Source organism: Pseudomonas sp. GW456-E7, assembly GCF_059424105.1.
Window position 1 is genome coordinate 1 of the sequence record NZ_JBWKZB010000052.1, and the last position, 14263, is coordinate 14263.

A 14263-nucleotide genomic window follows, 5' to 3' on the forward strand; every position below is an offset into this window, starting at 1 on the left:
CGAATGCGGTGTGTCAGTCACCTTTTATGTCGACTGACACACCGCATTCGCGAGCAAGCCCGCTCCCACAGGTTTAGACAGCGGCAGGGCGCAGGGAGTAGGTTTTCAACTGATCGGCGAAGTCGCGCAGGGATTGAATCCCGCTGGCTTCGGCTTCGTGCACCCAGTCCTTGATGGCCGCCAGCATGTCGTGGCCATTTGAGCTGGTCTTGACCCAGATCTGCTGCAGGGCCAGGCGTTTCTCGTAGATTACCTTCAGTGCCTGACTGTGCTCGAGCATGTTCTGGATGCGTACATGGTGTTTGTCATCCAGCAGGCTGGTCTCTCGCGAAAGCAAGCGTTTGGCCCGGTGGAACTGGTGGCGGACCGAGTGATCGACCTTTTCCAACTCTTGCTTGACCAGCGGGCCGATCACCAATTTGCGGTACTGGGCCATGATCTGGAAGCGGTTGTTGAGGATCGCCATGGCGGTGTCCATGTCCAGGTTGCCCTTGCCTTCGACGCGATGGGCAATCGGCGCAACCCGTTGAACCTTGGCCAGGCGCAGGAAGCTGAAGACTTTGATCCACGCCCAGCCCAGGTCGAATTCCCACTTCTTCACCGACAGTTTTGCCGAATTAGGGTAGGTGTGATGGTTGTTATGCAGTTCTTCGCCGCCAATCAGGATGCCCCAAGGCACCAGGTTGGTGGCCGCATCGCGGCATTCGAAGTTGCGGTAGCCGATGGCATGGCCCAGGCCATTGACCACGCCGGCGGCCCACACAGGGATCCACATCATCTGGATGGCCCAGATGGTGATGCCGATGGTGCCGAACAGCATCAGGTCGATAGCGGCCATGATCGCCACGCCCAACAGCGGGAAGCGGCTGTAGAGGTTGCGCTCGATCCAGTCTTCGGGGCAGTTCTTGCCGTAGATGCGCAGCGTCTCGGGGTTTTCCGCTTCGGCGCGGTACAGCTCGGCGCCTTTGCGCAGCACCGTGGACAGCCCCTTGATGACCGGGCTGTGCGGGTCATCGACGGTTTCGCATTTGGCGTGATGCTTGCGGTGGATGGCCGTCCACTCGCGGGTGTTCTGCGCCGTGGTCAGCCACAGCCAGAAACGGAAGAAATGCTTGAGGCCCCCATTCAGCTCCAGGGAGCGATGGGCCGAGTAACGATGCAGATAGACCGTGACGGCGATGATCGTGACGTGGGTCATCAGCAGGGTGACTGCCACCAGTGACCAGGCCGACAAGCCAAGTAAACCTTCGTACCACATAGGCTGTAGGGCCCTCGATAAAGAAAAAAACAGCCGTTGCATTATCACTAAGCCCACACAGAAAACCAGTCGCCCTTTCAGATAAGAGTGGCTGGATGTGTCTTTAAACTATAATTCCAACCTTTTTGTATGGACATGGATCGCCGGATGCCTGCCACCTATCGCGATGCCTTGCGTGCAGCGCTGCTTTATCTGTTGCTTTCCGTCGTTTGGCTGCTAGTCAGTGGCTATTTATTGAACAGTTTATTCGATAGCTCCGCCGAGCGACTGCGATGGCAACTGATCAACGGTTACGTTTGGGTGCTATTCAGCGCCGGACTGATCCTCATTGCCCGGGTGCGGCTTCTGCGGGGTATCGACGCCAAACTGCGTGAGCGCGATGCCGACCGCATGCGCTTGCGACAGGCGGCGGCAGTGTTCGACTGCACGCGCGAAGGGGTGCTGGTCACCAATCGGGAAGGCGCGATCGTCCATGTGAACCGGGCCTTTATGGAGATCACCGGTTATGCCCTTGAGGAGGTGCTGGGGCAGCGGCCCAATATGTTCAAGTCGGGGCGCCATCCAGCGCAATTCTATCAAGCGATGTTCGCCACGCTTGCAAGCGCCGGGGAGTGGAGCGGGGAAATCTGGAACCGACGCAAAAGCGGCGAGATTTACCCGCAATGGCAGACAATCCGCCTGATTCATGATGACGACGGCCAGCCGAGCCAGTATGTGGCGGTGTTTTCCGATATCAGCGCAATCAAGAACTCCGAACACGAGTTGATGCACCTGGCGCACCACGACCCGCTGACCGACCTGCCGAACCGTCTGCTGTTCACCGACCGCGCCGAACAGGCCCTGGCCTCGGCACAGGTGCACAAGCGTGGTTGCGCGCTGCTGATGATCGATCTCGATCACTTCAAGATGATCAACGACAGCCTTGGGCATACCATCGGCGATCAGTTGCTCAAGGCGGTGGCCGGGCGCCTGGCCGCCATGTTCGGCCCGGGCATCACGCTGGCGCGCTTGGGTGGGGATGAGTTCGCGGTACTCGCCGAAAGCTGTCCGCAACTGGTTCAGGCCGCTGCGTTGGCCCAGCGGATTATCGATGGCCTCAAAGAGCCGTTCCTCATAGATGGGCACCAGTTGTTCATCAACACCAGCATCGGCATCAGCCTGTTCCCCAGCGATGCCTTGAGCGTCGAGCAACTGCTGCGTAATGCCGACTCTGCGCTGTTCAAGGCCAAAAGCACGGGGCGCAATGACTATGCCCTGTACACCGAAGAGCTGACGGCCCACGTGCAGCAACGGGTCGAGATCGCTTTCGAATTGCGCCGCGCCCTGGACCAGCAGGAACTGCAGGTTTATTACCAGCCGGTTCACGACCTGAAGACCAGCCGCCTGATGGGTGTCGAGGCGCTGGTGCGTTGGCAGCACCCGCAGCGGGGGCTGGTGTCACCGGCGGAATTCATTCCAGTCGCCGAACGAACCGGTCTGATCGCCGAAATCGATGCCTGGGTCATGGCACAGGCGTGCCGGCAGATGTGTCAGTGGCAGCAGGACGGGGTGGTGCTGTCGTTTGTGGCGGTCAACGTTTCATCGCGCCTGTTCGCCCGTCGCGAGCTGTATCAGCAGGTGGCGCAGGTACTGCGCGAAACCGGGCTGGAACCGGACTGTCTGGAACTGGAAGTGACCGAAAGCGCGGTGATGGACGATCCGGAAGTCGCGCTGGAGCAGATGCATCGCCTGCGCGAGTTGGGTGTGCGCCTGGCCATCGATGACTTCGGCACGGGTTACTCATCGCTGTTGCGGCTCAAGCGCCTGCCGGTGCAAAAACTGAAAATCGACCAGGGCTTCGTCGCCGGATTGCCGTGGGACGAGGATGATGCGGCGATCTCGCGGGTGATCATCGCTCTGGCCCAAAGCATGGGCATGCAGGTTCATGCCGAAGGGATCGAGCAGGTCGAACAGGCGGCTTTCCTCCTCGAGCAGGGCTGTGATCTGGGGCAGGGCTACTGGTTTGGGCGGCCGGTGCCGGCGGTGCGGCTGGATTGGACATGTGCGCCGGTGATCGGATAGGTGCCCAGTTCAGTTGATGCCCAAACCCTGTGGGAGCGAGCTTGCTCGCGATAGCGGAATATCAGCCGACATTTCTGGCGACTGACACTCCCTCATCGCGAGCAAGCCCGCTCCCACAGGTTTTTGGTGCGCTTGAAAGAGGGTGATTCGCCTCAAGCCCTTGTCCCTTCAATTAATGTTTTCTGGTTATATAAACATTCTTAAATAGTCTTTTTAAGAATATCCAGACCTCACTAGTATTGCTCCCAAGCCGCAAGCAGTGCCGACACTGCGAGGCAATCTCTCAGTTGAAGGAGCAGCAATATGAGCGCATCCCTGCGTAGCGTCGACGGTCAAGACGAAGCCACCATCCTGCGTGAAATCCAGAGCGCCCTGCGCGACCTGCGGTTTGGTGCCGTGGAAATCACTGTGCACAACGCGCAGGTGGTGCAGATCGAACGCAAAGAAAAATTCCGTTTGCAGCAGCCAGGCAACAAACCGGGCTGAAGTGGATCGCAGCCCCCTGTAGGAGCTGCCGAAGGCTGCGATCTTTGAACCGGCAACGCGATTCCAGAAGTCCATAAAAAAAGCCAACAAACCAAGAATTCCAGGAGCTTTCACCATGTCGTCGATTCGTCATTTCGCTTTGGCCGCCCTGGCCAGCGCCCTTTTTGCCGGTTCCGCAGTTGCCAAGGACTACGAGCTGCTCAACGTGTCGTACGACCCGACCCGCGAGCTGTACCAGGACTACAACGCCGAATTCGTCAAGTTCTGGCAAAAGGAACATGCCGGCGACACCGTGAAAATCCAGCAATCCCATGGTGGCTCGGGCAAGCAAGGCCGGGCGGTGATCGATGGCCTGCGCGCCGACGTGGTGACCCTGGCCCTGGCCGGTGACATCGACGAAATCGCCAAGCTCGGCAAGACCCTGCCGGCTGACTGGCAAAAGCGCCTGCCGGATGCAAGCACGCCTTACACCTCGACCATCGTGTTCCTGGTGCGCAAGGGCAACCCTAAAGGCATCAAGGACTGGGGTGACCTGGTCAAGAATGACGTTTCGGTGATCACGCCGAACCCGAAAACCTCCGGCGGTGCGCGCTGGAACTTCCTCGCGGCCTGGGCCTATGGCCTCAAAGCCAATGGCGGCGACGAAGCCAAGGCCAAGGAATACGTGCAAACCCTGTTCAAGCACGTGCCCGTGCTGGACACCGGCGCCCGTGGCTCGACCATTACCTTCGTCAACAACGGTCAGGGCGACGTGTTGCTGGCCTGGGAAAACGAAGCCTTCCTGGCCCTGAAAGAAGAGGGCGGCGCCGACAAGTTCGACATCGTCGTGCCTTCGCTGTCGATCCTCGCCGAGCCACCGGTGGCGGTGGTCGACAAGAATGCCGAGAAAAAGGGCAACGAGCAGATCGCCGAAGCCTACCTCAAGCATCTGTACAGCCCGGCCGGCCAGGAAATCGCGGCGAAGAATTTCTATCGCCCGCGTGACAAGGACGTGGCCGCCAAGTACGCCCAGCAGTTCCCGAAACTGGAACTGGTGAGCATCGACAAGGACTTCGGCGGCTGGAAAACCGCACAGCCGAAATTCTTCAATGACGGTGGGGTGTTCGACCAGATCTACCAGGCGCAGTAATCTTAAATTGCCACTACGAGCCCCAATGCAAGTCAGCTAAGGTGCTTAACATGTGGGAGCGGGCTTGCTCGCGAAGACGGTGTATCAGGCGGCATTAACGTTGACTGACACACTGCTTTCGCGAGCAAGCCCGCTCCCACATGAGTGGGTTTAGCAGATCGCTTTTTAACCAAGGACTTTTATGTCGCGTCGTATCTCCCCCGTCATACCCGGCTTCGGGCTGACGCTGGGCTACACCTTGGTGTACCTCAGCCTGATTGTGCTCATACCACTGGCGGCGATGTTCGTGCATGCCGCTCAACTCACCTGGGATCAGTTCTGGGCAATCATCTCGGCGCCACGGGTGCTGGCGGCGCTGAAGCTCAGCTTCGGCACTGCCCTGTGTGCGGCAATCATCAACGGCATCATCGGCACGCTGCTGGCCTGGGTATTGGTGCGCTATACCTTCCCTGGACGAAAAGTGATCGATGCAATGATCGACTTGCCGTTCGCATTGCCCACGGCGGTGGCCGGTATTGCACTGACAGCGCTGTACACCCCTACCGGCCTGGTCGGTCAGTTTGCAGCGGATCTGGGTTTCAAGATCGCCTACACCCCCCTGGGCATCACCCTTGCCCTCACTTTTGTGACACTTCCATTCGTAGTACGTACCGTACAGCCAGTATTGGCAGATATTCCTCGTGAAGTCGAAGAAGCGGCGGCGTGCCTGGGTGCAAAACCGTTGCAGGTTTTCCGCCATATCCTGCTGCCGGCACTGCTGCCGGCATGGCTGACCGGTTTCGCTTTGGCCTTTGCCCGCGGGGTCGGCGAGTACGGTTCGGTGATTTTCATCGCCGGTAACATGCCGATGAAAACCGAGATTCTGCCGCTGCTGATCATGGTCAAACTCGACCAATACGATTACACCGGCGCTACCTCCATTGGTGTACTGATGCTGGTGGTTTCCTTCGTCCTGTTGCTGCTGATCAACTTGTTGCAGCGACGCATCGAAACCCCATAAGGAGGCGCACCCATGTCCCAATCGTCTATTGCTGCCGCTTCCTCGAACGCTGCCCGCCGTGGCAGCGCGACTTCGCGGCGAATCCTGATCGGCCTTGGCTGGCTGATTTTTGCGCTGTTCCTGCTGCTGCCGCTGTTCATCGTGGTGTCCCAGGGACTGAAGCTCGGCCTCGGTGCGTTCTTCACCGCGATCTTTGAGCCGGACGCGCTGTCGGCACTGAAACTCACGGTCATCGCCGTACTGATTTCGGTGCCGTTGAACCTGGTGTTCGGCGTCAGCGCCGCCTGGTGCGTGAGCAAGTACTCGTTCCGTGGCAAGAGCATGCTGGTGACGCTGATCGACCTGCCGTTCTCGGTGTCGCCGGTGATCGCCGGTCTGGTCTATGTGCTGATGTTCGGCGCCCAGGGCCTGTTTGGCCCATGGCTGCAGGATCACGACATCCAGATCGTCTTCGCCCTGCCGGGCATCGTGTTGGCGACGATTTTCGTCACCGTGCCGTTCGTGGCCCGTGAACTGATCCCGCTGATGCAGGAACAAGGCACTCAGGAAGAGGAAGCCGCGCGCCTGCTCGGCGCCAACGGCTGGCAGATGTTCTGGCACGTCACCGTACCCAACATCAAATGGGGCCTGATCTACGGCGTGGTGTTGTGCACCGCCCGGGCCATGGGGGAATTCGGTGCGGTGTCGGTGGTGTCCGGGCACATTCGCGGGGTGACCAACACCCTGCCGTTGCACGTCGAGATCCTCTACAACGAATACAACCACGTGGCCGCGTTCGCCGTGGCGAGCCTGTTGCTGATCCTGGCGCTCTTCATCCTGCTGCTCAAGCAGTGGAGCGAAAACCGTATTAACCGCCTGCGCGCCAGCGCCGCGGAGGAATAATTCATGTCGATCGAAGTGCGTAACGTCAGCAAGAATTTCAACGCGTTCAAGGCGCTGGACAACATCAGCCTGGACATCCAGAGCGGCGAACTCGTCGCGTTGCTCGGCCCGTCGGGCTGCGGCAAGACCACGCTGCTGCGGATCATCGCCGGCCTGGAAACCCCGGACAAGGGCAACATCGTGTTCCACGGTGAAGACGTTTCCGGCCACGACGTGCGTGATCGCAACGTCGGTTTCGTGTTCCAGCACTACGCCCTGTTCCGCCACATGACGGTGTTCGACAACGTCGCGTTCGGCCTGCGCATGAAGCCGAAAAACCAGCGCCCGAGTGAAAGCCAGATCGCAACCAAGGTTCACGAACTGTTGAACATGGTGCAACTGGACTGGTTGTCGGATCGCTATCCGGAGCAACTCTCCGGCGGCCAGCGCCAGCGCCAGCGCATTGCCTTGGCCCGGGCGCTGGCGGTGGAGCCGAAAGTGCTGCTGCTCGACGAGCCTTTCGGCGCCCTCGACGCCAAGGTTCGCAAGGAGCTGCGCCGCTGGCTGGCGCGTCTGCACGAAGACATCAACCTGACCTCGGTGTTCGTGACCCACGACCAGGAAGAAGCGATGGAAGTCGCCGACCGTATCGTGGTGATGAACAAGGGTGTGATCGAGCAGATCGGCTCACCGGGTGACGTCTACGAAAACCCGGCCAGTGACTTCGTCTATCACTTCCTCGGTGATTCGAACCGCCTGCACCTGGGCGAAGACAACCACGTGCTGTTCCGCCCGCACGAAGTGTCGCTGTCGCGCCATGAACTGGAAGATCACCACGCGGCCGAAGTGCGCGATATTCGTCCGCTGGGCGCGACAACGCGGGTGACGCTGAAGGTCGAAGGGCAGAGCGATCTGATCGAGGCCGAAGTGGTCAAGGATCACGACAGCCTGATCGGATTGGCGAAGGGCGAGACGCTGTTCTTCAAGCCGAAGGTCTGGCAGAAGGTTGCCAACATCTAAAGCAAAAGCATCGCGAGCAAGCTCGCTCCCACAGGGATTTGGGTTGGCCACAACTATTGTGTTCGACCCTGATCCACTGTGGGAGCGAGCTTGCTCGCGATTGCTATCTAGACAGCTGCACGCTTCGGATTGACCCGCACTTCACCCGCCCGCGCCTCAATCTGCTCTTTGAGCTCATGCCGCATCCCCAGCATGAACGCCAGTTCCGCCACCACGAACAACGGCCCGACAATCAACCCGGTCACGTCGTCGACAAAGGCCGGTTTGCGCCCTTCGTAGTGATGGCCGACAAACTGGATCGCCCAACCGATCACGAACATCGTCACGCCGCTGCCCAGCCAGACCAGCGTGCTTTGCTGTGCCAGCGCATGACCGGCCCACACGCACAGCCCGAGCAAGACGGTCATCAACACGCCCAGGCGCAATTCCAGGCGCAGATAAAACCACGCCGATGCCAGCGACACGAGCACCGCCGGTGACAGCCACACGCCACCCAGCGACCACTCCGGCCGGGACAGCAACACCGCGACGGCGACCACGATCAGCGGAATACCGATAAAGTGCGATGCAATATTGCGCGGGTCACGGTGGTAGGCGGCGTATTGACTGAGGTGGTCGACGAGGCTTTTCATTGTTGTTCTCCTGTGGGGTGATTGATCATGCCCCGGGGTCACTTCCCGCTCTGTCAGCCAGGCGACAATCTCTAGGAGTTTTCATGGATATGCAGGTCTGGCGCCCACGCCTGATGAGCGGTCAGTGGTTCAGCCATTTGCCTGTTTCCCTACAGGATAGCCTGCTGTCGGCGGCCAGGCTGCGGCGCCTGTCGCCGGGCCAGCGGCTGTTCAAGCGCGGCGATCCGCCCTGCGGCCTGTACGCGGTGCTTGAAGGCGCGGTACGCGTCGGTGCCGTGAGCGAGCAGGGCAAGGAAGCCTTGCTGAGCCTGGTGGAGCCGCCGCACTGGTTCGGCGAGATCTGCCTGTTCGATGGCCAGCCACGCACCCACGATGCCTACGGCGTGGGCCAGTGCACACTGCTGCATATTCCCCAGAACACCGTTCTGGCGTTGCTCGACGAGCATCCGCAGCACTGGCGGCAACTGGCATTGTTGATGAGCCAGAAACTGCGCATGACCTTCATCAACCTTGAACAATTGAGCCTGTTGCCAGCCCCGGCGCGGCTGGCGCACCGCTTGCTGATGATCGCCGAAGGCTATGGCGAGACCGCCCCGCCGCGGCGCGTCCTGCAACTGCCCCAGGAGCAGCTTGCCGCCATGTTGTCGCTGTCGCGCCAGACCACCAACCAGATCCTCAAGGAGTTGCAGGGGCAGGGGGTTATCGGGCTGAGTTACGGCGAAATCGAAATCCTCGATGCCGAGCGGTTGCGGGAACTGGCGACAATCTGACGGTGAACACTGAATCATTGTGGGAGCGGGCTTGCTCGCGAAGGCGCCAGGTCAGGTATATCAATTTCAACTGACACACCGCTTTCGCGAGCAAGCCCGCTCCCACAGTGGACCTGTATAAAATCACAAGGTTGTGGTCACCGAAAAACCTGTGGGAGCGGGCTTGCCCGCGATGGGGCCAGACCAGCCAACTCACCTTCCGGATCAATCAGCGCAACCCATCCCGAAACTGCCCCGGCGTCATCCCGGTCCAGCGCTTGAATGCGCGACTGAAGCTGCTGGTATCGGCAAACCCGAGCAGATAACTGATTTCGCTCAGCGACACCTGCGGGTCCCGCAGGTGCAGCAGCGCGAGGTTTTCGCGGCTTTCGTTGAGCAGCGTATCGAACCGGCAGCCCTCATCCGCCAGGTGCCGTTGCAGGCTGCGCAGGCTCAGGTGCAGGGCCTTGGCGATGTGTTCGGCGCTGGGTTCGCCTTCGGGCAGTTGTTCTTCAATGGCGTCGCGGACCTTGCGCTCCCACGTCAGCGGCTTGAGTTGCGCCAGGGTGCGCTTGAGCACGGTTTCGTTGTGTTCGGCCAATTCCGGGTTGGCGTCATCCAGGTGGCTGTCGAAGTCGATGAGGGCGAACTCCAGCCGATCCTCGTCGGCGCCGAAGTGCACGGGCGAGCGAAAGACTTTATGCCATTGGTGCGCGTCTGCCGGCTCCGGGCGGCGCAGGTAGGTCGCCAGTGGTGCGTATTCACGGCCCAGGCGATTGCGGCAGGTGCGCACGTAAATCGCCATGAACGCATCGATGGCTTCGAAGGCCGGGGCCGGGTTGCCGGCAGGGATTTTCAGACGGAAATGGTAGCGATCCTCGGCGCGGGTCAGTTCCAGTTCGAGGGCATCGCTGACCACCTGGTGATAGCGCACGATGCGCTCGAACACTTCCCGCAGACTGCCGCTGGCCACCAGCGCATAACCCAGCGCATGGAAGGTGGTCGGGCTGACGAAGCGCGAAACCCGTAAACCGATCGCCGGGTCACCGCTGGCCTGCACTGCCAGATTCCACAGGTGTGTGGTGCCCGACAGGGGATAACGCGCGTTCGGGTCGTCCATCAGTTGCGGGTCGAGCCCCGATTGCTGGCACAGGGCGGTGCTGTCAATGCCCAGGGCATCGAGCTGCTTGCGCAGGGCGCGGGTCCAGCTGGCGAGGGAGGTCGGTTCAGTCATGCTGATTGGCGCTTCCAGTCAACAGGTTGGCGTTCACGGCTACCGCATTGCGAGGTTCCGCAAGGCAGGATGCAACCATCAATAACCAGAGGATGGAAGCATGGACCGTACTTCTGCAAGCCCCCAACGACTGAATGCAGCCCAACGTTCAGCCCATATCCGTGAAGTGGTGCTGGCCAGAGGTGTCGAATTGCGTGAGAAATACCCGATTCTCAAGCATCAGGACGCCCTCGGCGCAGGCATTCTGACCTTCGCCATCGCCGGTATGGTCGGTTCGGCGGCGCTCTACATGAGCGGGCACATGGCCTGGTGGGCGTGCCTGTTGCTCAACGCTTTTTTCGCTTCGCTGACCCATGAGCTGGAACACGATCTGATCCACAGCATGTACTTCCGCAAGCAGAAGGTGCCGCACAACCTGATGATGGGATTGGTGTGGCTGGCGCGGCCGAGCACCATCAACCCCTGGATTCGCCGCCATCTGCACCTCAATCACCACAAGGTGTCGGGCTCTGAGACCGACACGGAAGAGCGCGCCATCACCAATGGCGAACCCTGGGGTTTTGCGCGGCTGTTGATGATCGGCGACAACATCATGTCCTCGGTCATCCGCATGCTGCGCGCCAAAACCTGGGCAATGAAGTTCAGCATCATCAAACGCACGCTAAAGGTCTATGCACCGCTGGCGCTGATGCACTGGGGCGCGTGGTACGTGTTTCTCGGTTTCCATGCAGCGAATGGTGTTGCGCACCTGATGGGGGCACCGATCGAGTGGTCGGCGACGACGTTGTGGGTGATGCAGGTGATCGACATCGCGGCCGTCGTGATCATCGGCCCGAACGTGTTGCGCACCTTCTGCCTGCACTTCATCAGCTCGAACATGCATTACTACGGTGACGTGGAGCCGGGCAACGTGATGCAGCAGTGCCAGGTGCTCAATGCCCCGTGGCTGTGGCCGCTGCAGGCGTTCTGCTTCAACTTCGGCAGCAGCCACGGGATCCATCACTTTGTGGTGAAGGAGCCGTTCTACATCCGCCAGTTGACCGTGCCGGTGGGGCACAAGGTGATGCGCGAGATGGGGGTGCGGTTCAATGATTTCGGTACGTTTGCGCGGGCTAACCGGTTTGAGCGCAGGGAAGAAGTGGCTGCGGAAAAGGTGCGTACGGCTCAAGTCTAGTCGTCGTTTGAAAGGGCCTCTTCGCGGGCAAGCCCGCTCCCACAGGTTTCTGCGATGAACGCAAAATTTGCGTTCGGCACAAATCACTGTGGGAGCGGGCTTGCTCGCGAAAGCGTTGTATCAGGCAGCATCAATCCGGCTGAAACGGCCATTCACTCAAGATCACCCCAGTCTCATCCACATACTTCTCGTACCTGGCTCGATGCTTATTAGAATTTTTTTAGCTTTAAAACACTAATTTCAGCGGCGGCGGTGGTGGAGCAAACGATTATTTTGAGTGATAAGAGGTTCAGCTTCTATAAGGAATTAATGGCGAACGCGATAACAGTATGCGGCATCGCATTTTTGCCTTTCGATCAGAATTGTTTTCATAAAGCCTTTAATAGAAAATCCTGAGCCGTGGATGCCAGTAATTTTGAATCTTCCACCAGGACCTATGATTGTTTTAATAGGGTCTCCTGTTTTTTGCACTGTAATTTCTGCAGAGCCATCGTTGAGTACCTCAAAATCTGGAATTGTAAGGTTTTGCTGTGTGGAATAATGGTCACTTGTAGTGCTTTCGATCTTAGAGTCGGAAAATAAAAAGCACAGATTTTTGGAACATCCAGACCTTGAAATTGAAAAAAATTGGAATTCGGTGTGTGGTGCAGCATTGAAAATTCCACCCGCGGTTGGAAAAAATGGGATAGACATACTTTGCCCGGGTTGTAATGTAGTATCCGGATGGTTATAAATCCGAGCCGTGATTGCACGGCTTGGTGATTCATTTTTGAATTCGGAACTTTCAGAAAGTGGTTTTGTATCCTCTGCAGCATAAATTATGGGTGATAAAAGGATGGATAATAAGGTTGTCAAGGTTGCAACTTTCATAATATTTGCTCGCAGTGGTTAGTTAGCTACTCCTGTATTTAATGTCGCTTTGTTTGGTTTATCTACTGACAGAAATGACAGGTTTTCCGGAATGCTCATTGTATTTTCGAAGTGCTATTTATTTTTTGATACCATTTCCGAATATGGCCACTGAGACGACTCGTCTTACAGGCAATATCAATCCGGCTGAAACGGCAACTCACTCAAGATCACCCCAGTCTCATCCACATACCGCTGCCAATGCTCGATCAAGGCACTGAGCCGCTGCGGCTGGCTCGACGCCAGGTCATGAATCTCCCCCGGATCACTGCCCAGGTCATACAGCTGCCAGGTCGCCGGTCCAACGGGCCCGGGGATGTACACCGCCTTCCACTGCCCCTGGCGAATCGCCCGCCGACCGAACAATTCCCACCCGGTCACGGTGTGCTCGTCATGCACGTGCGCCGTCTCGCCCGACAGGAACCCCAGCCACGACTTCCCGCGAACTGGCGCCACGGGTTTGCCGTGCCATTGCTTGCCCGGATGGCGCACACCGGCCAGGTCGAGAATGGTCGGCGTGATGTCCATCACCGTGCCGAACCCATGGCTGATCTGGCCCTTGAGCGGCAGCTGCGGGTAATGCACCAGCGCCGGCACGCGAATCCCGCCTTCGGTGGTGAAGGCCTTGAACAGTCGCGACGGCGCGGTCGCCACTTGCGCCCAGTTCGGCCCGTACCAGACGTAGGAGTTGGCGCGGCCGATGTTGTCCAGGCTGTTGTCGTAGTGCTGGTTGAGATAGGTCAGCAACTGCGGGCCGAATTTCGGAAAGGCCTCCAGCAACGCCCCTTCGGCGCCGTTATCGGACATGAACAGGATGAAGGTGTTGTCCAGTTGTCCCTGCTGGCGCAAGTAATCGACGACACGCCCGATGTTCCAGTCCATGCGCTCGACCATCGCCGCATAAACCTCCATGGCCCGCGCGGAAATCTGCCGCTGTTCATCACTCAACGCATCCCACTGTGCGCTCAGCTGGATCAGGGGATGCGGCTCGACATCGGCCTCGATCAATCCCAGCTTCTTGAGTTTTTCCAGGCGTTCCAGGCGCAACACTTCAGGGCCGGCGTCATAGCGCCCGCGGTATTTTTCCACCACCTCGGCCGGTGCCTGCAGCGGCCAGTGCGGTGCGGAAAACGGCAGATAGGCGAAGAACGGTCGGGTCTGGTCGCGCTCCTTGAGGTATTGCAGCAGCTTGTCACCGAAGGCGTCGGAGGAATAAAAATCCTTCGGCAGTTCATCGATGAATTGGTCGTCTTCGATGTACAGCGCCGGGGTGGATTTCAGCAGCCGTGGCGTCGTTTCATCGTAGGTCGGCTCGAAGCCGTAATGGTTGGCCGCGCCGGGCAACAGCGAAAACGAACGCTCGAAACCCCGGGCGTGGGGTGCCAATTCGGCGGTCAGGCCCAGGTGCCATTTGCCGCTCATCAACGTCTGGTAACCCGCCTCGCGCAGCAGCTCGGGCAGGGCGACCACGCGGTCGTTCAAGTGCCCTTCGTAGCCTGGCTTACCGATCAGGTCCGGGGTCAGGGCTTCGGCCATGGTGCCGATGCCGGCGATGTGGTGATCGGTACCGGTGAGCAGCATCGAACGGGTCGGCGAGCAGGTCGGTGCGGTGTGGAAATCGGTCAGGCGCAGGCCATTGTTGGCCAGGGCATCGAGGTTCGGTGTATTGATTTCACCACCGAAGGCGCCGAGGTCGGAGAAGCCCAGGTCATCGGCCAGGATCACTAAAAAGTTGGGACGTTGCGGCATC

General features: G+C 59.1%; 13 protein-coding genes. 8 read left to right on the top strand and 5 right to left on the bottom strand.

Annotation, left to right across the window (positions count from 1 at the left end):
• Positions 1-73: 73 nt before the first annotated feature.
• Entirely contained in the window at positions 74-1258 is a 1185-nt protein-coding gene (gene desA / locus AC07YV_RS25240) for a delta-9 fatty acid desaturase DesA (protein ID WP_102701903.1), read from the bottom strand.
• A gap of 147 nt (positions 1259-1405) precedes the next feature.
• Between desA and dibA the strand changes: the two genes are divergently transcribed.
• From dibA to AC07YV_RS25270, 6 genes are all read left to right on the top strand, one after another.
• The gene (dibA, locus tag AC07YV_RS25245) at positions 1406-3319 is read left to right on the top strand and encodes a phosphodiesterase DibA (RefSeq protein WP_102701902.1); all 1914 of its coding nucleotides are present in this window, start codon (positions 1406-1408) and stop codon (positions 3317-3319) included.
• A gap of 303 nt (positions 3320-3622) precedes the next feature.
• Positions 3623-3805: a sulfur starvation response protein OscA gene (gene oscA, locus AC07YV_RS25250; RefSeq protein ID WP_007975618.1), complete on the top strand. Its 183-nt coding sequence runs from the start codon at positions 3623-3625 to the stop codon at positions 3803-3805.
• A 115-nt stretch (positions 3806-3920) separates the two neighbouring features.
• Entirely contained in the window at positions 3921-4934 is a 1014-nt protein-coding gene (locus tag AC07YV_RS25255) for a sulfate ABC transporter substrate-binding protein (RefSeq protein WP_102701901.1), read from the top strand.
• A gap of 181 nt (positions 4935-5115) precedes the next feature.
• A complete protein-coding gene (cysT, locus tag AC07YV_RS25260; RefSeq protein WP_007972956.1) occupies positions 5116-5934 on the top strand; it encodes a sulfate ABC transporter permease subunit CysT in 819 nt (272 codons plus the stop codon).
• A 12-nt stretch (positions 5935-5946) separates the two neighbouring features.
• On the top strand, positions 5947-6816 hold the full coding sequence (gene cysW, locus AC07YV_RS25265) for a sulfate ABC transporter permease subunit CysW (RefSeq protein ID WP_007972954.1): 870 nt from the start codon (positions 5947-5949) through the stop codon (positions 6814-6816).
• Between the two features lie 3 nt (positions 6817-6819).
• The gene (locus AC07YV_RS25270) at positions 6820-7815 is read left to right on the top strand and encodes a sulfate/molybdate ABC transporter ATP-binding protein (RefSeq protein WP_102701900.1); all 996 of its coding nucleotides are present in this window, start codon (positions 6820-6822) and stop codon (positions 7813-7815) included.
• Positions 7816-7922: 107 nt separating this feature from the next.
• Here AC07YV_RS25270 and AC07YV_RS25275 read toward each other — a convergent pair whose 3' ends face one another.
• Positions 7923-8447: an Mpo1 family 2-hydroxy fatty acid dioxygenase gene (locus AC07YV_RS25275; protein ID WP_102701899.1), complete on the bottom strand. Its 525-nt coding sequence runs from the start codon at positions 8445-8447 to the stop codon at positions 7923-7925.
• Positions 8448-8530: 83 nt separating this feature from the next.
• Between AC07YV_RS25275 and AC07YV_RS25280 the strand changes: the two genes are divergently transcribed.
• Positions 8531-9217: a Crp/Fnr family transcriptional regulator gene (locus AC07YV_RS25280; RefSeq protein WP_102701898.1), complete on the top strand. Its 687-nt coding sequence runs from the start codon at positions 8531-8533 to the stop codon at positions 9215-9217.
• A gap of 208 nt (positions 9218-9425) precedes the next feature.
• Here the strand turns inward: AC07YV_RS25280 and AC07YV_RS25285 are convergent, their stop codons facing one another.
• A complete protein-coding gene (locus AC07YV_RS25285; protein ID WP_102701897.1) occupies positions 9426-10430 on the bottom strand; it encodes an AraC family transcriptional regulator in 1005 nt (334 codons plus the stop codon).
• 100 nt (positions 10431-10530) lie between these two features.
• On the opposite strand from AC07YV_RS25285, the gene AC07YV_RS25290 reads away from it, so the two are divergent.
• On the top strand, positions 10531-11604 hold the full coding sequence (locus AC07YV_RS25290; RefSeq protein WP_102701896.1) for a fatty acid desaturase: 1074 nt from the start codon (positions 10531-10533) through the stop codon (positions 11602-11604).
• Positions 11605-11910: 306 nt separating this feature from the next.
• Here AC07YV_RS25290 and AC07YV_RS25295 read toward each other — a convergent pair whose 3' ends face one another.
• Together AC07YV_RS25295 and AC07YV_RS25300 are read right to left on the bottom strand one after the other, a co-directional pair.
• Positions 11911-12474, bottom strand: a complete 564-nt coding sequence (locus tag AC07YV_RS25295) for a hypothetical protein (RefSeq protein WP_146025405.1) — start codon at positions 12472-12474, stop codon at positions 11911-11913.
• 177 nt (positions 12475-12651) lie between these two features.
• Positions 12652-14262: an arylsulfatase gene (locus tag AC07YV_RS25300; protein WP_102701895.1), complete on the bottom strand. Its 1611-nt coding sequence runs from the start codon at positions 14260-14262 to the stop codon at positions 12652-12654.
• Between the last annotated feature and the right edge of the window lies 1 nt (position 14263).